Raw genomic sequence first — 23,760 nt, forward strand, 5'->3', positions numbered from 1 at the left:
ACATTTGCTTGCCTTAACAGAATAAAAATTAGGGAGATTACATTTATTATGAACGCTGTACTCATCGCAGTAGCAGTCATGCTAGCGCTTAGTTTATTACGTGTCCAAGTCATTGTCGCCATTATCGTTGGAGCTTTAACGGGCGGACTTATCGGTGGACTCGGTATTTCAGAAACAATTAGTACTTTTACAGACGGTCTTGGGAACAGTGCTCCTATCGCATTAAGCTACGCAATGCTCGGTGGATTTGCTATTTCACTTTCAAAAACAGGACTTCCTGATGCAATGATCCAATCAGCTTTAAAATGGATCGGCAACGAACAAGACACGAAAAAACAAGTCTATTCTAAAATACTCATATTATTTATCATTTTAACAATGGCTTGTTTCTCACAAAATATTATCCCTGTTCATATCGCCTTCATCCCGATCTTAATTCCAGCACTTTTAAAAGTATTAAATGAGCTGAAGGTGGATCGTAGGCTTGTAACATGTCTTATTACATTTGGATTAATTACCCCTTACATGTGGGTCCCAGCAGGATTCGGAAAAATTTATCATGACGTATTGCAAACAAATGCTGCGCAAAGCGGGCTTACATTTGATGTCGCTCTTATTCCAAAAGCAATGACTATTCCAGCAATCGGTATGATTATCGGATTATGTGTAGCGGTTTTCATTACATACCGAAAACCACGTACGTATGAAACGGAACAAGTTCATGCTACACAGAATGAAATCGTTCCCTATACAAAAAGAAGCATTACTTTTGGTTTATTATCAATAATCGCTACATTAACTGTTCAATTAGCAACCGAATCAATGATTTTCGGTGCTTTAGCAGGTATTATCGTCTTATCAGTTAGCGGTAGCCTCCCTCTTAAAGAAGCCGATGCTATTTTAACGAGCGGAATGCGTATGATGTCCTTTATCGGATTTGTTATGATTTCTGCCGCTGGATTTGGCGCTGTTCTTCGAAAAACTGGACATGTTGAATCTCTTGTGCAAACGAGTGCACATATAATCGGAAATAATAAACCGCTTGCTGCATTTCTTATGCTCATTATTGGACTTCTCGTTACGATGGGAATTGGTTCTTCCTTTTCAACCATCCCAATCTTAACAACAATTTTCGTACCATTATGCGTCCAGCTTGGATTTAGTCCAATGGCAACAATCGCAATTATCGGTACAGCTGGTGCACTAGGTGATGCAGGTTCTCCAGCATCTGATAGTACACTTGGACCAACGTCCGGTTTAAATGCTGATGGTCAGCACCACCATATATGGGATACGTGTGTTCCCACTTTTCTTCACTATAATATACCGTTACTTATATTCGGCTTTATTGCCGCAATTACACTATAAAAGGTGCGTTTTATAAACGCACCTTTTACTTTGTCGTTTCTCTCTCAATACATCTAAATTCTGTTTCCAATTCTTCTTGTCCCACTTGTTTCTTCTTTATTCTTCCTATTAACTGCTGAAATGCTATCTCCCCATTTTCTTCGATATAACTTCCAATCGTCGTTAATGATGGGCTTATCCATTCACCCTCTGCACTTCCGTTAAATCCAATGATTTGCAACTTATCTGGTATATGAATATTAAGCGTTTTCGCCGCCCTGATTAGCTCAATAGCGATCTTATCACTTGAAGCTACAACCCCATCTATGTATGGATGTTTTTGTAACAATTCAAGAAACTGTTGATTCGTATACCCTTGTACAATTTCCTCTCGATAAGAAAGTCCTTCTTTCCAAGCAGTATCTAAAAACCCTGCCACATGCTCTTCCATTTCTTCACTTTCTACTCCCTCGCCAATATAAGCAAGAAACTGGCAGCCTTTCTCTTTTAATAAAGAAACAGCTTTCTGCCCACTTTCATAATAACTAGTCAGAGATTGTCGTTCTTCAAGCACAGCGAAAGGCAGTGAGATTTCTCCTATACTTTGAAAAACAGATTTCGTCATTATAACGCCTGCAATGTTATTTTGCACCAACATATCTATGTATCTATTCTTATTTTCTATATTACAAACTACTACTTGATACCCTTCTTTATATGCTATTTCCTCAACGAAACGGAGCAAGGTGATGTATGATGGATTATGCAAATTATCTACCAGTAATGCAATCATCGTTGAAGGTTGCTTAAATAAAGGCTTTGCTGTAGCATTCGGTCTATATTGTAACTCTTCAATTGCTTGCTTTACTTGTTTTACCGTATCTTCATGGACATATCCTTTTTCATTAATAACTCTTGAAACGGTTGCAACTGAAACACCGGCCAATTTTGCAACATCACGTATAGTTGCCACATCGTCACCCCTTAATATGGTAATAGATTACAATTTTAAACTAAACCAAAATATAACATTCGTCAAGAATATTGTTTTATATTTCTGAAAGTTGTTACATAACTTTCACTTTACTTACAAAGTATACTCCAACTGAATTTCATGTGAAATTGCAATATTATCATAACCAATAAACGGAATTTCTTTCTTTATTTTTCGCGCCTCCTTTACGGCATCCATGTATAAGTTCGTCATTATAAAATTACGTTTTTGGTAAAATCGGAGTGCGTTCATATTATCATTCGTCGTAATGAGCCACACTTTTTCACACTCATTTTCCCTTGCCATTTGCAATACACAATCCACCAGTTTTGTTCCAATCCCATTTCCTTCCTCAAAACTATCTAACGATACAATTTCACACATGTTTTTTAGCACTTCACACGTTATAATTCCCACTATTCTGTCATTTTTAAGTGCGATAAAACCAGGTAATTGTTCTAATTGATGCGCTCTGCCTCGCGAGACCATCATTGAACTCCCCCAGTTTTCGCACATAAACCTCCGAATTGTTTCTTTCATTTCTGGTGTGATTTTTTGTATATGAACCATAGACGATTTCTCCCCTTTTTATATCATTGTGATACAATGTAAGTGTATCATATGTAGAGGTATTTGGAGGATGAGGTAAAGTATGAAACGTTTTTTTACAGCATTGTTTACTATACTAGGTGCACTAACTGCGATCGGGATTTTCTTTACAAATAAAGTTATGTACTTGAAGAAAAAAACAGAGGAAGAAGTTTTAGAACGCGAAACGAGAAAACATTTTCATTTGGACGATTTTAACGCGATTCAAAAAGAGGAGGTTCACATCCCTTCTCAATTCGGATATGAACTTCATGGATATTACATGCCAGCTGGTCATTCTAATAAATTTATGATTTTTTGCCACGGTGTGACTGTAAATAAAATGAACTCTGTTAAATATGCAAACTTATTTTTAAGCAGAGGATATAACGTATTTATTTATGATCATCGCCGTCATGGTAAAACTGGTGGTAAAACGACAAGCTACGGCTATTATGAGAAACATGATCTAAAGTCAGTAGTTGACTGGCTAAAAGATCGTTTTGGAACGAATATTACACTCGGAATTCATGGGGAATCTATGGGTGCTGCAACTCTTCTTCAATATGCGGGACTTGTAGAAGATGGTGCCGATTTTTATATTGCTGATTGTCCTTTCTCTGATTTTTATGGACAGTTACAACATCGTTTAAAGGTTGAATTTCATTTGCCAAAATGGCCTTTATTACCTTTAGCAAATGCCTTTTTAAAAGTTCGTGACGGCTATACAATTCGTGAAGTTTCACCAATTGATTGTATAAAAAACATTAATAATCCTGTTCTTTTTATACACAGCAAAGATGATGACTATATTTTATCTGATATGACGAAATCACTTTATGAAGCGAAAGAAAATAATAAGCAACTTTATATTGCAGAACATGGTGCACACGCTTGCTCTTATAATGAAAATAAAGAAGAGTACGAAGCTGCCATCGATCAATTTTTAAACACCTATGTAAAAGAAACAAAAAACAGGCTTGCATAAGCCTGTTTTTTTACTGCGCTAAAACGTCTGTAACTTGTTCCATATTTTCAGAAATCCACTTTATTGCCTCATCTAGCGTCGGAAATTCCGTCGTTTGAAAGGTCACCTCATCTTGCAGTAACCAAACATCTTTCGGTTCTTGTCCTACACCTGCGATTGACCAATGAAGTAAACTATATGGATGATTATCATTCAAAAATGATGCCCACGTGCGCTCATTTGCAATATTTTGTAGTGTTCGTAATTTTTTATCCATCTTTCGTCACCTTACTCTAGTCAGTTATAAAAACTATTATAACACTCTCTTCTCTCTCAAACAAAGTGCTCTTTTTGTCCCGCTATTTGCGGGCAGTAAGACTCCCACCTCAAAATTCGGCTTAGGCAAAGAAGTAAGGGGGGAGATTAACTGCCCGTAAACGCCCGATTGGTGCGGGCTGATAATCAGTGGGGGATGCCCCCCCACTGATTAAAGTTTCACTTTATATTGTCAAGTACTCTCCCTGATTATATGATGGGATTAAGCGTTTGGGAAGGAGGGATAAGGTTGGCAAAAGTACAAATTAAAATAAATGATAATGGCTCTTTTCGCGTTACAGGGGACGTGGAATTAGTTGACTCACAAGGGAATGTATTCCCAGCAAAACCAGCATTTTCTTTATGTCGTTGTGGTTTATCGAAAAACATGCCTTATTGCGATGCTTCGCATAAAGGCAAATTCGAGTCTGTTGTTAGAGCACCAGAAGCAGAATAGTTTTGTACGTAACATGCACATTTTTTTGTGCATGTTTTTTCTTTTTAGCAACTCCGTTATATCCCTTCTCCTTACAACATTTCTCATACTTTTTTCCCCATTCCAGCCTACATATATTTTCACACAATTCTTCACATTCGAATATTTTTTTCTAGCCTTTTATTTTTTTTGTGCTATAATTTGAGCAAACAACATCCTTCGGGGTCGGGTGAAATTCCCAACCGGCGGTGATGAAGTGCAAACTTCTAAGTCCGTGACCCGTTTTCAACTCGAAAACGGTGGATCTAGTGAAACTCTAGGGCCGACAGTATAGTCTGGATGGGAGAAGGATATGTTTTCTAGTAATTTTATATAGCGAATACACTTTTATTTCAGTATGCATATTTTTAAAGTTTCATTTTGAACCTTTATATATGTTTTATTTTGTATACTTATGTTTCTATACTGAAATAAAAAGATACGACTAGCGTTGAAAGAATTTGATATTTTGCTAGGTTTTTTTCCTTATGCCAAAATATCAGTCATCGTTAGGTTTCTTTCCTATACTTTCGTATTCGAACTATATTTCTAGAAATCACGTCTCCCAAACCCCAAGGATTTTATATCCTTGGGGTTTTTTGATTTTTTCAGGAGAGGTGAAGAGAATGACAGATCAAGAATATATGAGGATTGCCTTGCAGTTAGCACAAGGTACAACCGGCCAAACAAGTCCCAATCCTATGGTTGGTGCTGTTGTTGTAAAAGATGGAAACATCATAGGAATGGGGGCTCACTTGCGCGCTGGTGAAGAACATGCTGAAGTTCATGCACTTCATATGGCTGGTGAAAAAGCAAAAGGTGCTACCGTTTATGTAACACTTGAACCGTGTAGCCATTTTGGAAAAACACCACCTTGCTGTGAATTACTCATTGAAAAAGGAGTCCAGCGGGTTGTAATTGCTACCCTTGATTGCAATCCACTCGTTTCTGGTAATGGAAAAAGGAGATTAGAAGAAGCAGGAATCGAGGTAACTACTGGTGTCCTTGAGGCGGAAGTAACTTTATTAAATCGATACTTTTTTCACTATATGAAAACGAAACGTCCCTTTGTAACAATAAAAACAGCAATGAGCTTAGATGGAAAAACAGCTACTGTAACTGGTGAAAGCCAGTGGATTACAAGTGAAGAAGCACGTGCTGATGTTCACCAATATCGTCATATGCATGATGCTATCTTAGTCGGTGTGAATACAGTTTTAACTGATAATCCACATTTAACAACAAGAATTCTAAACGGAGGTAAACATCCTATACGTGTTATTTTAGATACCCACTTACGAACGCCGCCATCTTCTCATGTCATAACAGATGGCTTAGCTCCGACATGGATTATTGTCGGTAAGGATGTAAATAAAGAGAAAATAGCGTCTTATGAATCTAACAATATAGTTGTATACCAAATGAAAACACAGCAAATTAAAATACAAGATGTCCTATCCCTACTCGGTGAGAAACAAATTCTTTCTCTGTTCGTTGAAGGTGGTCAAACGGTGCATGCAAACTTCTTAAAAACAAATAGTTTTAATGAAATTGTGACCTATATTAGCCCGAAATTAATTGGTGGAAAAGATGCACCCACCTTATTTGGCGGAGCTGGTTTTTCGAAGTTACAAGATGCACTTTCCTTAACAATTCAAGAGATGAAACAAATTGGTAATGATATAAAAATTGTTGCAACCTTAAAAAGCGAGGTGACAGAATGTTTACAGGAATCGTAGAAGAGTTAGGAACGATATCAAGCATGACTCAAAGTGGTGAAGCAATGAAGCTAACTATTAACGCAAATCAAATTTTATCAGATATCAAATTAGGTGATAGTATCGCAGTTAACGGCATTTGCTTAACAGTAACTACTTTTACGACTACTTCATTCACTGTTGATGCAATGCCTGAAACAATGAAAGCAACATCACTTCGTATGCTAAAGCCAAGTGCCAAAGTGAATTTAGAACGGGCAATGGCTGCAAACGGACGATTCGGTGGACATTTCGTCACCGGACATATCGATGGCATCGGTACGATTTTAACTAAAAAACAACATTACAATGCCATCTATTACAAAATAGCAATTTCTGATGAATTACTACGCTATTGTTTGCATAAAGGATCCGTTGCTATTGATGGCACTAGTTTAACAATATTTGATATAGACGAATCTTCAATTACAATTTCACTCATCCCCCACACAGTAAGCGAGTCTATAATCGGAGAAAAAAAAGCCGGGGACATCGTAAACATTGAGTGTGACATGATTGGAAAATATATTGAACGCTTTATTTCAAAGCCCACAAAAAGAACAGATTCAATGACCGAAAGCTTTTTACAAGAAAACGGATTTCTATAAGGGGGAAGCACAATGTTTCATCGTATTGAAGAAGCTCTAGAAGATTTAAAACAAGGAAAAGTCGTTATCGTATGTGATGATGAAAACCGAGAAAATGAAGGCGATTTTATTGCTTTAGCAGAGTACATTACACCAGAAACGATTAATTTTATGATTACACACGGTCGTGGTCTCGTTTGCGTACCGATTACGGAGAAATACGCAGAACGTCTACAGTTAGAACCAATGGTTTCTCATAATACAGATTCACATCATACTGCTTTTACAGTAAGCATCGATCACGTTTCTACAACAACAGGCATTAGTGCTCATGAGCGTGCTACGACAATACAGGAATTATTGAATCCCGCATCTAAAGGAACTGATTTTAACCGCCCTGGACATATCTTTCCATTAATTGCGAAAGAAGGTGGCGTCCTTCGCCGCGCAGGTCATACAGAAGCCGCTGTTGATTTAGCAAAACTTTGCGGAGCTGAGCCAGCTGGCGTCATTTGCGAGATTATAAATGAAGATGGGACGATGGCACGTGTACCTGATTTACTAGAGTGTGCAAAACAATTTGATATAAAAATGATTACAATTGAAGATTTAATTGCTTATCGCCGCCATCACGAAACACTTGTGACGAGGGAAGTGGAAATTACATTACCTACAGATTTCGGTACTTTTCATGCAATTGGCTATTCTAACTCATTAGATATGAAAGAACATATCGCGCTCGTAAAAGGTGATATTTCAACAGGCGAACCTGTACTTGTACGCGTTCATTCAGAATGCTTAACAGGAGATGTATTTGGTTCGTGCCGCTGTGATTGCGGACCACAGCTACATGCTGCACTTGCTCAAATTGAGCGTGAAGGAAAAGGCGTTCTTCTCTATATGAGACAAGAAGGACGAGGCATTGGCCTTCTTAATAAGCTTCGCGCTTATAAGTTACAAGAAGAAGGGTTAGATACTGTAGAAGCAAATGAAAAACTTGGGTTCCCAGCTGATCTTCGTGATTACGGTATTGGCGCTCAAATTTTAAAAGATTTAGGCTTACAAAGTTTACGATTATTAACGAATAATCCACGAAAAATTGCTGGCTTACAAGGTTACGATTTAGAAGTAACCGAGCGTGTACCGTTGCAAATGCCAACAAAAGCAGAAAATAAAACGTATTTGCAAACGAAAGTAAGCAAATTAGGACATTTACTAAACTTATAATTAAGGGAGAGATAAATTATGGTATTCGAAGGTCATTTAGTTGGTACTGGATTAAAAGTTGGGGTTGTTGTTGGACGTTTTAATGAATTTATTACAAGCAAGTTACTTGGTGGTGCTTTAGATGGATTAAAGCGTCACGGTGTAGAAGAAAATGATATTGATGTTGCATGGGTTCCTGGTGCATTCGAAATTCCTTTAATCGCTAAAAAGATGGCTAATAGCGGAAAGTATGATGCTGTTATTACATTAGGTACAGTAATTCGCGGTGCTACAACACATTACGATTACGTTTGTAATGAAGTAGCAAAAGGTGTTGCCTCTTTATCACTACAAACGGACATTCCAGTTATTTTCGGTGTATTAACGACAGAAACAATTGAACAAGCGATTGAACGTGCAGGTACAAAAGCTGGTAATAAAGGATATGAATCGGCAGTTGCTGCAATTGAAATGGCTCACTTGTCCAAACAATGGGCATAATAAAAAGAGGCTACGGCCTCTTTTTATTTCTTTACCTTTTTTCGTACATCTTTTATTAATTCATCCATCGATTTTCCTTCTGTTTTTATACGAAGAGCTTGTGCCGTTCTCCACACATTTTCTCTCTTTTTCGCTTCTTCTATAATAGAAATTTCCTTCCTCACTTCTTTTAAATCTTTTCCTTCTGTTTCAAGACCAAAATGTTCAGCTTTCGTTCGAAAATGTTGTTCAATTCTTTGTTGCATTTCTTTTTGTTCAGGATTTTCAGCCGCCTTAACTGGATCAGCACTTATCGCTTTTATTAAAATCAGACAAGTCATAATGGCTAATATGTATTTGTACATGTAAAATCCTCCGCCCCGATATAAATTACATTTTTACTATGTACAATTGGGGCTTGGAAAATTCGTCCACAAAAATTATTTTTTTCGCTCAAAAGCCACTACTATCAAGCCTCAATGGCCTTTTATTACATTTTATTTACAAAAAAAGCAAACCCTTTAAAGAGTTTGCCTTTCATCTATGTTATAGCGCACATTCTTCAATCTCAAAACCTAAGTCTTCAATCATACCCCAGTCCGCAGTCGGTTCTTGTCCAGCTGTTGTTAAGTAATCCCCTACGAAAATAGAGTTTGCCGCAAATAAACCGAGTGGCTGTACAGAACGTAAATTAAGTTCTCGGCCACCTGAAATACGAATTTCTTTTGTTGGGTTTACAAAACGCATCATTGCCAGCACTTTTAAACATTCTACAGGCGTTAATTCTTTTTGTCCTTCAAGTGGCGTACCCTTTACAGCGACAAGGAAATTACATGGAATAGAATCCGCATCTAAGCGTTGTAATTCAAATGCAATTTCAGCGCGCTGTTCAATCGTTTCTCCCATTCCGAAAATCGCCCCTGAGCATGGAGAAATGCCAGCTTGCTTCGCTTTTTGGACTGTATCAACACGATCGTCATACGTATGCGTTGAACAAATGCTATGGTAATTATTTTCATGCGTATTTAAATTGTGGTTATAACGATGCACACCAGCATCTGCTAAACGCCCTGCTTGATCTTCATTTAAAAACCCTAAACAACAGCAAATTTTCAACTCTGTTGTTTCACGAATTTCCTTAACTGCTCCAATAACGTGATTTACTTCTTTATCTGTCGGACGACGACCAGATGCAACAATACAATATGTACCTGCTTTACGACGAATTGCTTCGTGTGCTCCTTCAACAATTTTCTCTTGTGTTAACCATGCATATTTATCAATCGGTGCTTCTGAAATAATAGACTGTGAACAATAACCGCAATCTTCAGGACATAATCCAGATTTCGTATTTATAATCATGTTCAACTTTACTTTCTTACCAAAATGATGATGGCGAATGATGTAAGCTGCATTCATAATTTCTAAAACTTCTGTATCATCAGCTTCTAATATTGCAATTGCATCTTCTTTCGTAATCATTTTTTCTTCTACTACGTCGTATGCAAGTTTTTTCCAATCCCTTTTTGTTTGTACTTGTTTCATTTCATCTCTTCCCCTCTTTTGTTATATACGTAAATAAAGCATGATACGTTGCCATTATCCCTTCTTTTCCCGTGAAGTCTCTTTCGTATATACGAAGCATCGTACGAAAGAGTGATGGTTTTTGACAGTAAGACTCTTCATTACTATTGGTTGCCCCTACTTTTCGAATAGAATGTAGAAACTCCCTAACTTCTGTAAAGCTTTCTATGTAACACGTTTCAGAAACATGTACGTTTCCTAATGGATTTTTGCATATATTCACTAACTGTTCTTTCGAAACGAATCGTTGTCCAATTGAAGTACAATTGTGTATCCCCTTTTCTTTCTTAGCGCGTTGAAAAGATGTATGCAATTCTTGGAAAGTCGTATTACCAAACGTTGAAAATAATAATATGCCTTCTTCAGGCAAATAGTTAAATAAATTTTTCACTGTCGTTTTTAAATCATTAAGCCATTGAAATGTAGCATTTGAAATAATGACATCATATGAATCTTCTAATTTTAATTGTTCAATATCTTCACATCGGAACATCACATTTTCCACATTATTTCTAGTTTTCGCGACTGCAATCATCTCATCGGCAAAATCCACAGCTGTAATATGCGCTTTCGGAAATAAATTTGATAATTGCTCTGTTACATATCCTGTCCCGCATCCAAGTTCTAAAATACGTATCGATGATGTTTCACTGTATCGCCCCTTCAATATAGAAAGTAACGAATGCGCCATCTTTTTTTGTACATTTGCATATTGATCGTAGGATACAGCCGCCCCATTAAACCGTTTTTGCAGTAACGTTTTGTTGATCATGTCGTATCCCCTCTACAAATTGAATAATTTCGTTTGCGCAATATTCAAAATTCGTCACGCATAAAGCATGCCCAGCCTCGCTTACTACCTTTAACGTAGCATTCGTATTCTCTGTCATACTATGAGCTGCGGATAATGGACATATCACATCCTGTTCTCCATGAAGAAGTAATAAAGGGACTTTGACACTTGTTAATTCGTTTCTCATATCTGTTTCTATTAAATAATCTAAGCCTAATTGTAAAGACTGAATCGAGTCTCCTTTAAACTTCAGCGCAATCTCTTCAAAACTCGTATTCTCCCTCAGCTCACTTTTTGTAAACATGTTTTCATAGAAACGCTTTAAAGTATCTTCTTTCTTTCTCGTTAAATTCTTTTTCATACGTTCTACATGCAAGGAATTCCATCCATTTGTATAGTCACTTGTATTGGTAAATTTAGCGGTACCACCAATTAGTACCATACCTTGGGCCTTAATCTTTTTATAAGCTTGTACTGCTGCTAACGCTCCTAGTGACCATCCAACTAAAATTACATTCTCATCCTCTGCTACATCTATTATTCGCCCCGCAAATTCACTTTGTTCTTTCACGTTACGCCAATCTATGCATTGAACAGAATATCCTTTAAAATACGGCAGAACTAAAGTCCAAACACCTTCTTCCATTCCCCATCCTGGAATAAAAATAAGCTTTAGCTCTTTCATACTAAAAACCCCTCTTCTTTACCAATGCGTATAATATGCTGAATAGCCCATTTCAAATCGGCTATTGTATTTTGTGACGTAACTGCAAAACGGACTCGAGAACTACCAACCGGAACAGTCGGCGGACGAATTGCAATGGCTGCGATACCTACCTCTTGTAATCTTTCACTAAACCGTAAAGTATTTTCATTTGACCCAACTACAATCGGTACAATATGAGTTGAGCTACTCCCAATATCAAAACCAGCTTCTTGTAAATGCGTCCTGAAATATGCACCATTCTCTATAAGTCGCTCTCTTCTTTCGTTATCTTCTTTCACAATTTCAATTGCTTTTCGTATCGCCCCTAATGTTCCTGGTGGTAAAGCTGTAGTAAAAATAAAGCTTCTCATCATATTTTGTAAATACTCTATATAAATTGCATCGCCTGTCAAATACGCACCATAACACCCTAAAGCCTTACTAAACGTCCCCATATGTATATCAATTTTCCGAGTAATATCCTTTTCTATATGAGCTAATCCAGCCCCGCCAATACCATATATTCCACTTGCATGTGCTTCATCAACTATAATGATTGCCCCGTATTTCTCTTTAAGCTGAACTAAGCCTCTCAAATATGCAATATCTCCATCCATACTAAAAATCGTATCTGTTACGATTAATTTTCTCTTTTCTGGTGACGCTATTTGCAACATCTTTTCTAAATGATCCAAATCATTATGACGATATCTTTTATGCTCTGCTCCGCTTAATATAATCCCATCAACGATACTTGCATGATTTAATTTGTCACTAAAAACAATATCGCGGCGACCAACTAACGAAGAAATCGCTCCAACATTCGCGGTATATCCACTATTTACAATTAAGGCTTTTTCAGTGCCTTTCCAATCGCATATACTTCTCTCAACCTCTTCATACAGTGGATAATTTCCTACAACGAGACGGGATGCTGTCGCTCCAGTTCCATATTTTCTTGTACAGGCAATAGCAGCTTCTTTCAGCCTTTCATCTCCAGCTAATCCTAAATAATTATTCGATGCTAAATTTAGCATCTTTTTCTTATTTCGAATAAGCCATGTCTCTTCGGATCGCTCTGTTACATGTAAATTACGATACTGCCCTTGCTCCTTTAATTGTTCTACTTTAGATTGAAGATGCGCGCGCCACATTTGATCCATTTTGGATGAGCTCCTCTAATTTTGAAATCATAATATGCTCTTTTGCCGATTCTAATAATTCTTCCTTTGTAAACTCTCCTTCAAGGAATGGTAATAACCCTAAAACTGGCACTCCACTTAACTCCTCAATCATTATTTTATTTTCTTGCACTCTTTCTTTTTCATATTCTTTACATCCAGATAAAATTACACCTGCTACTTTTAATCCATGTGCTTTTGCATAAGAAATTGTTAAAATAGTATGATTAACTGTCCCAAGCGTAGGACGCGCTACTACAATAAGAGGAAGCTGTAATTCTTTTGCAAAATCAATCACTAAAGCATCTTCTGTATATGGGACGGCAAGCCCACCAGCCCCTTCTACAAATAGGCTATTAAACTCTTTTAATAGTTCATTATAGTGGTCAGTAATTTTTTTTAACGTTACTGTCCTTCCAGCTCTTTTCATAGCAAGTCTCGGAGCAAGTGGTTCTTCAATGGAATAAGGACAAATTTTATCTTCTTTTGTCGGTACACCCGATAACGCTTTTAATCTTGCTGCATCACCCTCAGGATTTGATGCAACATGTCCACTTTGCAACGGTTTATATACACCAACATTATGTCCACGCTCTCGAAATATACCTGCTAATGCTCCTGTCACTACCGTTTTGCCAACTTCTGTATCCGTTGCTGTTATAAAGAAACCACTCATTACTCTCCCTCCGTAACATCCGAGATTGCTTTATATAAAATGCGTAACATCTCATCAATCTCAGCCACCGTAGATGCAAGAGGAGGCATAAATACAATGGTGTTACCAAGCGGACGTAAAATCATCCCTAACTCTCTTGAGCGTTTACACACTTGAACACCGACTCTTTCTGTCCATTCAAACGATTCTTTCATTTCCTTATTCTTCACAAGTTCAATACCAACCATTAGCCCACACTGACGAATATCTCCTACGTGCTTATATTCATTAAGGGCTTCTAATTGTGCTGCTACATATTCTGCTTTATGCGCAACATCTTCTATTAAATTAGTTTTTTCATATAGTTCTAAATTTGCAATTGCTACGGCACACCCTAACGGATTCCCTGTATAACTATGACCATGGAAAAATGTTTTTTGTTCTTCATAGTCCCCTAAAAAGGCATTATAAATTTCATCTGTCGTTACCGTAATTGCCACCGGTAAATAACCACCTGTTAAACCTTTTCCCGCAGTTAAAATATCTGGCGTCACACCCTCGTGCTCACATGCAAACATTTTTCCGGTACGCCCAAATCCAGTCGCTACCTCATCTGTAATAAATAATACATTGTATTTTGTACATAAATCGCGAAGCCCTTTTAAGTATCCTTTTGGCATTGTAATCATCCCGCCAGCACCTTGCATTAATGGCTCCACAATAATAGCTGCTACTTCTTCATGTTTTTCTTGCAGCAATTCTTCCATTTCTTCTAAATGTTTCTTTACAATTTGTTCCTTATTATCTCCATAAGGAGAACGATATGTATATGGATACGGCATTTTAATTGCCTCAAATAATAGTGAACTATACACTTGGTGAAACAAGTCTATTGCTCCTACTGAAACAGCTCCTATCGTATCACCGTGATATGCTTCTTTTAATGTAACAAATCTTTGTTTTTTCGGTTTTCCTTTATGCTGCCAATATTGAAAAGCCATCTTAATTGCAATTTCAACAGCGGTAGAACCAGAGTCTGAATAGAATACTTTCTTCAAGCCTTCTGGTACAACATCAATTATTTTTTCTGCTAATAAAATAGATGGAACGTTAGCAAGTCCTAACATAGTAGAATGGGCAATTTTATTTAATTGCTCACGAATTGCCTCATCTAGTTCCGGTACTTGATGTCCATGAACATTTAACCAAATAGACGAAACACCGTCCCAATATTCATTTCCAATTACATCGTATAGCTTTCTTCCCTCTCCACGTTCAATAATGACAGGATCTTCTTCTAAATAATCTTTCATTTGTGTAAATGGGTGCCATACGTAATCTTTATTCTTCTTCGATAATTCTTCATATGTATAAGACGATTTTTCACTCGTGTTACTATTAACAGCCACAATTGTCACCCCTAATGTTAACTTGTTTATAAATACAGTTAACATTAAAAATAAATGACTGTCAATTATTTTTAAATCAAATAGTTCTTAAAAAAGAACAACTTATCATACGATAAGTTGTTCTACTTTCCATGTTGTATCTTTCCAATTTCTAAAATGATCTCTTCATCTTTTTTTCCTTCTGTATCAATTCCAAGTTGCTTAGCATGCTCAATTAACAAATTATGGCGCTGCTCAAATCTAGCGGTATCTACTTCTTTCGTAACCTCTTCTTTTGTTTTCCCATCAGTAGAAACTCCTAGTTTCGCAGCTGCTTTTTCCATCGATTTTTTCTCTTCAGTTTCTTTCACTTTCTTCACTTCTGACTGCTGTATTTGCTTTTGTTTCGACTGCTCTGATTCAGCTGCAAAAGCTGTGTAAATTCCAGCACTTCCGCCAACGACTAGTAAGGTGGTAAAAAGAATTATTTTTTTCTTCACTCTTTCCTCCCCTTTCAAATTCATTATAACGCACGTTTTTACAGTATTAAAAACATTTCTCCTTTATTTCCCTAAAAAAATATTGAACATTTTTATTGACATGTAAGACGAATATATGATAAAAATTTAACTAACATCATATGAATCGGCGTTGATAGGATTTAGTAGTATTTCGATTTCTGATTTCAGAGAGCTGGTGGTCGGTGCGAACCAGTACAGAGCGAATTATGAATTACCCCCTGGAGCTTCTTTTACGAAACGTGAGGAGTAGTAAAAGACGGTTATAGACCGTTATGTCTAAAGAGTGGTGAAACGACACTGTTTCACAATTTAGGGTGGTACCGCGAATTTTTCGTCCCTGCATATATTGCAGGGGCGTTTTTATTTTATTAGCGCATATCATACGACCCTTTATTTTGTGATACATTCATTTCACAAGCTAGGGTGGTACCGCGATTTCTTCGTCCCTGCATAATTATATGCAGGGGCGTTTTTTTATTCCGATCTTCATTAAGCGATTATCCTAAAAATTTGAGATAGGAGAGATACAAAGCTTGATAAATCCCGATTATTTAAACTTTATGATGAAAAACAATTACCGGTAATTTGTCACAAAATTCTAAATTTTAGAAGGAAATATACAATATTGGCGAATTTTATATAAAAAAGAGCTATTTTAAATTACTTAGGAGGGAAAAACAATGGTTTCAAAAATTGAATCTGTTCTTTTAACATTATTTATCTTTTTCTGTATTGGCTTTAGTGTTATCAAATTAGAAGTTTCACCACACATCCCAATTTTATTTGGTATTGTTCTTTTATTAGCATTTGGATTTATGAAAAAAATCTCTTGGTCTACTATGGAAAAAGGGATGATCAGTAGTATTTCAGCTGGTATTCCATCTATTTTTATTTTCTTACTTGTAGGCGTATTAATTAGTGTTTGGATCGCTGCTGGAACAATTCCAACTTTAATGGTATACGGCTTCCAGCTTGTATCTCCTAAAATTTTCGTCCCAACTGTTTTTGTTGTTTGTGCAATTGTTGGAACAAGTATCGGTAGTGCCTTTACAACTGCCGCAACTGTAGGACTTGCCTTTATGGGCATGGGTAGTGCTCTCGGATACGATCCAGCTCTGATCGCTGGTGCAATTATTTCTGGTGCATTCTTTGGAGATAAAATGTCTCCTTTATCTGATACAACAAACTTAGCTCCTGCTGTAACGGGTGTAGATTTATTTGAGCATATTCGTAACATGCTTTGGACAACAGTTCCAGCTTTCATTATTGCTTTTATCGCATTTTTCATTTTAGGAGGCGGCACTAGTGGAGACGTTGACTTTACAAACTTTATTAGCACATTAGAAAAAAACGCAACGATTTCTATCGTTACACTTATTCCAATTTTATTACTGTTCCTATTCGCATTTAAAAAAGTTCCAGCAGTTCCAACATTGCTTGCAGGAATTGTGGTAGGAATTATTATTCTCTTTATTTTTAAACCTAGCACTTCTTTAGCTGATTTAATGAAAATTATGCAAGACGGCTACGTTTCTAAAACTGGTATAAAAGACATTGATAGCTTACTATCTCGCGGTGGTCTACAAAGTATGATGATGTCGATTGCCCTTATTTTCCTAGCTCTTTGTATGGGAGGATTATTACAAGGAATGGGTATTATCTCGCAGCTGATGAATATCATCTCTAGCTTTGTAAAAAATAGTACACGCTTAATTATTTCTACTGCTTCAACTGCAATTGGTGTAAACTTCTTACTTGGTGAGCAGTACTTATCAATCGTTTTAACAGGACAAGCATTTGCTAATAAATACGATGAAGTCGGTTTAGAACGTCGTAATTTATCACGAGTATTAGAAGATGCAGGTACAGTTATTAACCCTCTCGTACCATGGGGAGTAAGTGGCGTATTCTTATCGAACGTCCTTGGTGTTCCGACATTTGATTACGTTCCATTCGCAATCTTCTGTTTAGCTTGTCCAGTCTTAACCATTATTGTTGGTTTCACTGGATTTGGCCTTTCATGGAAGAAAGAAAAAGCAGTACCAGTTTCATAATATAACAAAAAGGATTACCTCAATTGGTAATCCTTTTTATATTCCTCTTCTATCTATTTGCTTTCTTTCTTCTAAATAACAGAAGGAATCCTGCTCCAACAAACGCCAAACCTGCTCCAATTGTAGAAACAACACTTGTACCTGTTTTCGGTAAATCACGTTCTTCTTTATTTTCACTTACAGTTGTTGTTTCTTTTGAGTTTTGATTATCCGTTGTAGTTTGTCCAGATCCTGCATTATTTCCATCTTGTTTTGGTTCATTTCCATTATTATCTTCACCTGTTGGCGGTGTCGTTGGGTTTCCTCCATTATTGCCTTCACCTGTTGGTGGCGTCGTTGGATTTCCTCCATTATTGCCTTCACCTGTTGGCGGTGTCGTTGGGTTTCCTCCATTATTACCTTCACCTGTTGGTGGCGTCGTTGGATTTCCTCCATTATTGCCTTCACCTGTTGGCGGTGTCGTTGGGTTTCCTCCATTATTGCCTTCACCTGTTGGTGGCGTCGTTGGGTTTCCTCCATTATTGCCTTCACCTGTTGGCGGTGTCGTTGGATTCTCTCCACCAGTTTCCTTATCATCATTCTTCTTCGTTATATCAATTGCATATTTAGCAAATTCATTTTCAGATGGTCCAACATATGATATTTTCCCATCTTTCTTTATATGCTTTTGTGCATTTGGTGAAGAGTCAAATGTTGTATTTAATTTATCTGCAACAATTGGTTTAAATGTCCAATTTTGATCAGCTGCTGGATCAATAACTGGTGTTTCTTGCATATACTTCACAATGATTTGACGTGTTTCATCTTGTGATTGATATACAACTTCCCCTTTACTTACACCCGGGAACGTTTGGCTACTTCCACGATAGTTATTTGTAGCAACGATGAACTCTTGATTATCAGCTACTGGTTTACCTTCATATGTCATATTTACAATACGATTCGTATTTGCATTTACAACTTTTCCATCTTTATCATATTTCGCCGGCTGTGTCACGTCAATTTCGTATTTTAAGCCATCTAAAATATCAAAATTATATGTAGGATAGCCTACATTTACTAATGGTTGTTCTTCTGTTTTCGCTGCATCAATTTGATTAAACTGACCTGCAGACATTTCAAGCCATTCTTTCACTTGTGCCCCATTTACTTTTACAGCATATAATGTATTTGGATATACGTATAAATCCGCTACGTTTTTAATCGCTAAAGTTCCAGCTGGAATATCAGTATAATATGTAGCACCGTTTCGGCCACCCGCTTTAAATGGTGCCCCGGCAGATAAAACTGGAATTCCTTTATATTTACTGTATTGTCCATTTTCAGCAAATAATTTCTCAACATACCATTTTTGTGCATTTGTCACAAGTTGTACGGAAGGATCATCTTGTACTAATGAAAAATAACTATTAATTGGTGCTGTCGTTTTACCTACAGCTGTATTTACATAATCGATTGTCGCTTGATGATCATCTTTAATTTCATTAACTAATTTTTGATCAGATTCTACTAATGGGTTACCTTTACTATCAGCAATCGGACGAAGTTGTGGCTTAGACTGATCTTTTTGCACTTCCCATTTTCCGTTTACCTTTTTCAATTGCATATCAATAATACCTAAGTTACTACCAAAAACACCAGGCATTACAACTGGAACACCATTAAATATATCCTTCACTTCAGTATGTGAATGTCCCATTAATACTGCATCAACACCAGCAACTCCTGTTAAATAATATGATGCGTTTTCCATTCCAACATTGTATCCACTCTTATCAACACCTGAATGAGCTAGTGCAACGATAACGTCCGCACCTTTTGCTTTCATTTCTGGAACTAACTTTTCCGCTGTTTGAACAATATCTTTCGCTTTTACTTTTCCTTCTAAATTCGCTTTATCCCAGTTCATAACCTGCGGTGGAACAAATCCCATTACACCAATTTTCACTTTTTGTTTTTGGCCAGATTCATCCTCTACTTCTTTTTCAAAAATATGATATGGTTCAAAGTAATGCTTGTCATTCTCTTCAATACCATCATGATCATCTGTATAAACATTCGAGTTAATAACTGGAAATTCTGTTTTACTAATCACTTTGTTTAAATAATCTAAACCGTAGTTAAATTCATGATTCCCAAGAGAGATGACGTCATACTTCATTAAATTCATTAAACGATATAATGGATGTGTATAACTAGGATCCACAGGATTTTTCGGATCATTTATTTTATTCGCTACGTAATCTCCAAGCGGTGTCCCTTGTAATGCATCCCCATCATCAAATAGAACAGAGTTCTTCGCTTCTTCACGCGCTTTATTAACAAGTGTTGCAGTTTGCACAAGACCTACTTTATTATCTGTTTTCGTTTGATAATAATCGTAATTCATTAAGTTAACGTGAATATCTGATGTTTCTAGAATTCGTAAGTTAACTGTACTCTCCCCATTGTTCTCATCTGCATGAGCTGTTGTTGGCATTACTTGCGGTGCTATAACACCAATCGCAAGAGTTGCTCCAGCTAGCATTTTTTTTGACTTTTTCACAAAAAATCCCCCTTATACAATTACCAGAAATAATGAAATGAATCCCTATCTGTCTCTAACCACATACCTTTTTTCTTCTATTAGAGACACAATTTTCATTTCACCCTGCGCTAACGAGTAGTCCCCTTAAACGCCCGATTGATGAAGACTAACAATTAATAGGAAATAAAGCTCCCACTAATTAAAGTTTCACCTTATCTGACATTATCATATCTAAAGTTCTTTCATACCGTCAATATTTTTTGACATACTTCTACAAATTTTCTGTAAAGTTATTGTGAATTTTTCATAAATATATAATATGCCCTTACATTGCTTATACTGCTGAATATGATACAATTACCAATTACAAGGAGGATGAATTTATGAAAAAAGTCATCTTAACAATTGTTTGTCTCCTCCTTCTAATCATTTCTTGTTCTAATTTTGAAAAGAACGATGAAATAGAACAAAAAAAAACTGAAGGAAAAGCAGAAAAAACATCTGCTCCAAGTTGGATTGATAAGCAAACGAACGACTCCTTTTATCATCTCGTATTAGGTGATTCACTCGCCAAAGGATATGGATCTACACAAGGGGGATTTGCCGAATTAGCTTCTAAGCAACTAGAAGGACAAATTCATAAACCAATTACGGTAGAAAATCTCGGTGTAAACGGTCTCACTACAGGTCGTCTCGTAAAAAAAGTTCAGTTAGAAGAAGTACAACAAAAAATTAGGGAAGCCAATATCATTACTATTAATATTGGCGGAAACAATTTATTTCGCTTAAATCGTGATGTAGGTGTTATTGATGGTATTAAAATGTTAAATAAAGAAAAAACTCGTTTTGAAACGGATGTAAAAACTATTGTAAAGACCGTTCGAGATCAAAATCCGAATGCTTTACTCATTCTCTCTGAACTCTATAACCCTTTACAACTCGATGACTCCATCGCAAGTTATGCAGATAGGTTTTTAGATGGTTGGAATGATTCTATTTATTCTATTTCAAAAGCACATCAACCGTCGATTGTTTTACCAATTCGCAAATTAATATCGAATGATAAAAAAGATTTACTATTTGACCAAGTACACCCAAATGATAACGGTTATGCGATTATTGCCAATACATTTACAAAGCAAGTGTTATCCTACAAATATTAAGGCTACCATGAAACAATTCTATTTTTATACCTTGTCTTTTTTGTTACAATGATAGTGGAAGGGGGCCGTTATATGGAATCACGCGAGTGGGAACGTATTGTTGATCATCTTCTTTCGCTAGTGCCTCTTTTTTATCGCAAATTTATGCTTCCTGGAGAGTTTTCTTCTCAAAGACATATGCCGCCATCACATACGCAAGTGTTACTGCTTTTGCATGAAAATGGTACATTAGCAGTTTCAGAAATTGGCAAGCGGCTAGCGATTTCACGGCCTAACATGACCCCTCTATTAAACAAACTTATTCAAGAAGAACTAATAGAGCGTCATTATAGCGAAAAAGATCGACGGGTCATTTTAATTTCCCTGACAACTGAAGGGAAATTACTAGTAAATCAGTATCAGCAATTCATTTTAGACAAACTAAAAGAAAATTTTCAAACATTATCTGAGGAAGAGCGTGAAAAGCTCATTCATTCTCTTAAAACCATTCAAAATTTAATTTTGAAAACAAACGCATAAAGCTGCTTCTAAATAGAAGCAGCTTTATGATTCGTAATAATTACCATAGTATACATTTGAATACGGCCATGTCGTTAAATATGGTTTTTTCTCTTGATTAACCTGTTGCTCAGGTTGTTGTAGTTGCTGCACTTGCTGTGGTTGCTGATACACTCCGAATTGTCTCCTCATATCATGTATCGAATAATATGTTGGATACGAGTATACTTGAGGTACGTAATAATAATACATTCATTCTCTCCCCCTTTTTCTTAAACATATTCAAAGGAGAAAATGAATGTGACATTCTTTATATTTGCACGAGTGGTTCTCTCACCCGTTTCTTTCTTTTCTTCAAACGTAACTTACGATTCTTTTCATATAAATAATGCACAACGAAATATGAAATTACCCCAAACACAACTCCTATTATCGTCATACCAATTAATACATACACTTCACTCTGTAATAAGCTCTTTAACATTGTGAAAATATGGCTCGAAAACAAATCCGATATCGTAAATGGTTCATGGTGTATTTTTTTCACATGAAATGGATAAATCATTTTCCCTAACGCATAAGCAAACGGAAATAAAAATACCGGTAGAAACGATATTTTCCCAATAATATTACCAATAACTGCGGCTGGAAAAGACCCCTTTGCTAACCTGACAATTGGATAAAATATTAAATATACGAGTGATGCCGTATAAATTACTAACATTTCTAACCCAAATCCAATAGCAAAACCTAATGCTACTTTTTTTGCCCCTTCTGGTGATCGAAGCAACTTAAAATATTGAAACTTTAATATTCTCCACATCCGCTGAAAAAACGAATATGTCTTCTTAGTTGTCTTCACAATTATCATCTCTTTAACTATATTTTTTCTATTTAGTATGTCCTTACATCATATGAAAAACAAATTTAGTTTTCTCTTGTTATTATAAATGATATAGAGATGATTAACCAAATATACATCCGACATTTCGATATAAAAAAACCTTCCTTTTTAGGAAGGTTTTCCAGTAGTTTGAAACAAACTCACTAATAACGCTTTTTGAGCGTGCAATCGGTTACCAGCTTGCTCAAAAACGATAGACTGTGGTCCGTCTATAATCTCTCCAGTTACTTCTTCTTCACGATGTGCAGGTAAGCAGTGTAAGAAACGATACGTTTGCTTCGCATTTATAACAAGCTCTTTATTTACTTGGAACGGCTGGAATAAAGTATATTTCTCTTCTTCTCCTTCTTGCCCCATACTCATCCAAACGTCAGTATATATAAAATCCGCTTCACTTACTGCTAATTCAGGGTTATGCAAAATTTCAATTTCAGCCCCTGTTTCACCTGCAATCGCTAACGCTTTTTTTACAATTTCTTCATTCGGCTCATACCCTACGGGAGTTGCAACAGTCATATTCATTCCTACTTTTGCACTCGCTAACAATAGCGAATGACATACATTATTCCCATCACCTACGTAAGCTAATTTAATCCCTTTAAACGTATGAACTTCTTCATATATCGTCATTAAATCAGCCAATGCTTGGCAAGGATGATGATCATCAGTTAAACCGTTAATAACTGGGATACTGGACTCTTTCGCAAGCTCTTCTACATCCGCATGTGAAAATGTGCGTATCATAATTCCATCAATATAATGAGACAGTACTTTCGCAGTATCTGAAACCGTCTCTCCTCTTCCGATTTGCATCTCTTTCCCACTTAAAAACATTCCATGTCCTCCGAGCTGTACCATTCCTGCTTCAAAAGAAACACGGGTACGAGTTGAATGCTTATCAAAAATGAGACCTAATATTTTCCCTTCTAATAATGGTTCATTCTTATTCTTCTTTAAATATATAGCGAATTCAATTAAAGAAATGATTTCTTCTTGCGTCAGTTCCTCTAATGTTAAAAGATCTTTCGTATTTAATTTCGGTACTTGTACAGTTGACATGAAATCTCCCC

The 23,760-nt window shown here is 36.5% G+C and carries 25 protein-coding genes, 1 riboswitch and 1 other annotated feature; of the genes, 10 read left to right on the forward strand and 15 right to left on the reverse strand.

Features of this window, described 5'->3' with window-relative positions:
- Positions 1–48: 48 nt before the first annotated feature.
- A complete protein-coding gene (locus LUS72_RS20350) occupies positions 49–1,368 on the forward strand; it encodes a Na+/H+ antiporter family protein (RefSeq protein WP_264448213.1) in 1,320 nt (439 codons plus the stop codon).
- A 25-nt stretch (positions 1,369–1,393) separates the two neighbouring features.
- Here LUS72_RS20350 and LUS72_RS20355 read toward each other — a convergent pair whose 3' ends face one another.
- Together LUS72_RS20355 and LUS72_RS20360 are read right to left on the reverse strand one after the other, a co-directional pair.
- A complete protein-coding gene (locus LUS72_RS20355) occupies positions 1,394–2,320 on the reverse strand; it encodes a LacI family DNA-binding transcriptional regulator (RefSeq protein WP_264448215.1) in 927 nt (308 codons plus the stop codon).
- Positions 2,321–2,434: 114 nt separating this feature from the next.
- Positions 2,435–2,911: a GNAT family N-acetyltransferase gene (locus LUS72_RS20360; RefSeq protein WP_097830784.1), complete on the reverse strand. Its 477-nt coding sequence runs from the start codon at positions 2,909–2,911 to the stop codon at positions 2,435–2,437.
- An 82-nt stretch (positions 2,912–2,993) separates the two neighbouring features.
- On the opposite strand from LUS72_RS20360, the gene LUS72_RS20365 reads away from it, so the two are divergent.
- Positions 2,994–3,917 (forward strand): alpha/beta hydrolase, encoded by a 924-nt coding sequence (locus LUS72_RS20365; RefSeq protein ID WP_071746985.1) that lies wholly within the window; start codon positions 2,994–2,996, stop codon positions 3,915–3,917.
- A gap of 10 nt (positions 3,918–3,927) precedes the next feature.
- Here LUS72_RS20365 and LUS72_RS20370 read toward each other — a convergent pair whose 3' ends face one another.
- A complete protein-coding gene (locus LUS72_RS20370) occupies positions 3,928–4,173 on the reverse strand; it encodes a YqkC family protein (protein WP_000358701.1) in 246 nt (81 codons plus the stop codon).
- 288 nt (positions 4,174–4,461) lie between these two features.
- Between LUS72_RS20370 and LUS72_RS20375 the strand changes: the two genes are divergently transcribed.
- The 5 genes from LUS72_RS20375 (at position 4,462) to ribH (ending at position 8,737) form a co-directional block, all read left to right on the forward strand.
- On the forward strand, positions 4,462–4,668 hold the full coding sequence (locus LUS72_RS20375) for a CDGSH iron-sulfur domain-containing protein (RefSeq protein WP_128853498.1): 207 nt from the start codon (positions 4,462–4,464) through the stop codon (positions 4,666–4,668).
- 190 nt (positions 4,669–4,858) lie between these two features.
- A riboswitch (FMN riboswitch) is annotated at positions 4,859–5,002 on the forward strand.
- A 310-nt stretch (positions 5,003–5,312) separates the two neighbouring features.
- Positions 5,313–6,425 (forward strand): bifunctional diaminohydroxyphosphoribosylaminopyrimidine deaminase/5-amino-6-(5-phosphoribosylamino)uracil reductase RibD, encoded by a 1,113-nt coding sequence (gene ribD / locus LUS72_RS20380; RefSeq protein ID WP_264448219.1) that lies wholly within the window; start codon positions 5,313–5,315, stop codon positions 6,423–6,425.
- Positions 6,407–7,051, forward strand: a complete 645-nt coding sequence (gene ribE, locus LUS72_RS20385; RefSeq protein WP_097830781.1) for a riboflavin synthase — start codon at positions 6,407–6,409, stop codon at positions 7,049–7,051. The genes ribD and ribE overlap by 19 nt, the downstream gene beginning before the upstream one ends.
- A gap of 12 nt (positions 7,052–7,063) precedes the next feature.
- Positions 7,064–8,257 (forward strand): bifunctional 3,4-dihydroxy-2-butanone 4-phosphate synthase/GTP cyclohydrolase II, encoded by a 1,194-nt coding sequence (gene ribBA / locus LUS72_RS20390; protein WP_097830780.1) that lies wholly within the window; start codon positions 7,064–7,066, stop codon positions 8,255–8,257.
- A gap of 18 nt (positions 8,258–8,275) precedes the next feature.
- Entirely contained in the window at positions 8,276–8,737 is a 462-nt protein-coding gene (ribH, locus tag LUS72_RS20395; RefSeq protein ID WP_000230892.1) for a 6,7-dimethyl-8-ribityllumazine synthase, read from the forward strand.
- Positions 8,738–8,760: 23 nt separating this feature from the next.
- Here ribH and LUS72_RS20400 read toward each other — a convergent pair whose 3' ends face one another.
- From LUS72_RS20400 to LUS72_RS20435, 8 genes are all read right to left on the reverse strand, one after another.
- Positions 8,761–9,081 (reverse strand): hypothetical protein, encoded by a 321-nt coding sequence (locus LUS72_RS20400; protein ID WP_000280031.1) that lies wholly within the window; start codon positions 9,079–9,081, stop codon positions 8,761–8,763.
- Positions 9,082–9,262: 181 nt separating this feature from the next.
- The gene (bioB, locus tag LUS72_RS20405; protein ID WP_264448222.1) at positions 9,263–10,261 is read right to left on the reverse strand and encodes a biotin synthase; all 999 of its coding nucleotides are present in this window, start codon (positions 10,259–10,261) and stop codon (positions 9,263–9,265) included.
- Position 10,262: 1 nt separating this feature from the next.
- A complete protein-coding gene (gene bioC, locus LUS72_RS20410) occupies positions 10,263–11,072 on the reverse strand; it encodes a malonyl-ACP O-methyltransferase BioC (RefSeq protein WP_097830778.1) in 810 nt (269 codons plus the stop codon).
- Complete coding sequence (locus LUS72_RS20415; protein WP_097830777.1) at positions 11,038–11,778, reverse strand: alpha/beta fold hydrolase; 741 nt, start codon at positions 11,776–11,778, stop codon at positions 11,038–11,040. The genes bioC and LUS72_RS20415 overlap by 35 nt, the downstream gene beginning before the upstream one ends.
- Positions 11,775–12,962 carry an 8-amino-7-oxononanoate synthase gene (gene bioF, locus LUS72_RS20420; protein WP_097830776.1) on the reverse strand — a complete coding sequence of 396 codons (1,188 nt, stop codon included), beginning with the start codon at positions 12,960–12,962 and terminating at the stop codon, positions 11,775–11,777. Before bioF ends, LUS72_RS20415 begins: the two co-directional genes overlap by 4 nt.
- Entirely contained in the window at positions 12,928–13,656 is a 729-nt protein-coding gene (bioD, locus tag LUS72_RS20425; RefSeq protein ID WP_097830775.1) for a dethiobiotin synthase, read from the reverse strand. The genes bioF and bioD overlap by 35 nt, the downstream gene beginning before the upstream one ends.
- Positions 13,656–15,089, reverse strand: coding sequence for an adenosylmethionine--8-amino-7-oxononanoate transaminase (gene bioA, locus LUS72_RS20430; RefSeq protein ID WP_141533242.1), 1,434 nt, complete (start codon positions 15,087–15,089; stop codon positions 13,656–13,658). The genes bioD and bioA overlap by 1 nt, the downstream gene beginning before the upstream one ends.
- A gap of 77 nt (positions 15,090–15,166) precedes the next feature.
- Complete coding sequence (locus tag LUS72_RS20435; RefSeq protein ID WP_128853492.1) at positions 15,167–15,523, reverse strand: hypothetical protein; 357 nt, start codon at positions 15,521–15,523, stop codon at positions 15,167–15,169.
- A 142-nt stretch (positions 15,524–15,665) separates the two neighbouring features.
- Positions 15,666–15,886: a binding site (T-box leader), on the forward strand.
- Between the two features lie 338 nt (positions 15,887–16,224).
- On the opposite strand from LUS72_RS20435, the gene nhaC reads away from it, so the two are divergent.
- Positions 16,225–17,598 carry a Na+/H+ antiporter NhaC gene (gene nhaC / locus LUS72_RS20440; RefSeq protein ID WP_097830772.1) on the forward strand — a complete coding sequence of 458 codons (1,374 nt, stop codon included), beginning with the start codon at positions 16,225–16,227 and terminating at the stop codon, positions 17,596–17,598.
- A gap of 49 nt (positions 17,599–17,647) precedes the next feature.
- Here nhaC and cpdB read toward each other — a convergent pair whose 3' ends face one another.
- Positions 17,648–20,143 (reverse strand): bifunctional 2',3'-cyclic-nucleotide 2'-phosphodiesterase/3'-nucleotidase, encoded by a 2,496-nt coding sequence (gene cpdB / locus LUS72_RS20445; protein ID WP_098361630.1) that lies wholly within the window; start codon positions 20,141–20,143, stop codon positions 17,648–17,650.
- Positions 20,144–20,508: 365 nt separating this feature from the next.
- Between cpdB and LUS72_RS20450 the strand changes: the two genes are divergently transcribed.
- Both LUS72_RS20450 and LUS72_RS20455 read left to right on the forward strand, forming a co-directional pair.
- Positions 20,509–21,288 (forward strand): GDSL-type esterase/lipase family protein, encoded by a 780-nt coding sequence (locus tag LUS72_RS20450; protein WP_264448223.1) that lies wholly within the window; start codon positions 20,509–20,511, stop codon positions 21,286–21,288.
- Between the two features lie 72 nt (positions 21,289–21,360).
- Complete coding sequence (locus LUS72_RS20455) at positions 21,361–21,807, forward strand: MarR family winged helix-turn-helix transcriptional regulator (RefSeq protein ID WP_002111682.1); 447 nt, start codon at positions 21,361–21,363, stop codon at positions 21,805–21,807.
- A 24-nt stretch (positions 21,808–21,831) separates the two neighbouring features.
- Here the strand turns inward: LUS72_RS20455 and LUS72_RS20460 are convergent, their stop codons facing one another.
- From LUS72_RS20460 to argF, 3 genes are all read right to left on the reverse strand, one after another.
- Positions 21,832–22,038, reverse strand: a complete 207-nt coding sequence (locus LUS72_RS20460; RefSeq protein ID WP_264448224.1) for a hypothetical protein — start codon at positions 22,036–22,038, stop codon at positions 21,832–21,834.
- A 58-nt stretch (positions 22,039–22,096) separates the two neighbouring features.
- A complete protein-coding gene (locus LUS72_RS20465) occupies positions 22,097–22,648 on the reverse strand; it encodes a DUF2062 domain-containing protein (protein WP_141533241.1) in 552 nt (183 codons plus the stop codon).
- A gap of 150 nt (positions 22,649–22,798) precedes the next feature.
- Positions 22,799–23,749: an ornithine carbamoyltransferase gene (argF, locus tag LUS72_RS20470; RefSeq protein ID WP_097830768.1), complete on the reverse strand. Its 951-nt coding sequence runs from the start codon at positions 23,747–23,749 to the stop codon at positions 22,799–22,801.
- Between the last annotated feature and the right edge of the window lie 11 nt (positions 23,750–23,760).

It is taken from the genome of Bacillus cereus, assembly GCF_025917685.1.
Lineage (GTDB): Bacteria > Bacillota > Bacilli > Bacillales > Bacillaceae_G > Bacillus_A > Bacillus_A cereus_AT.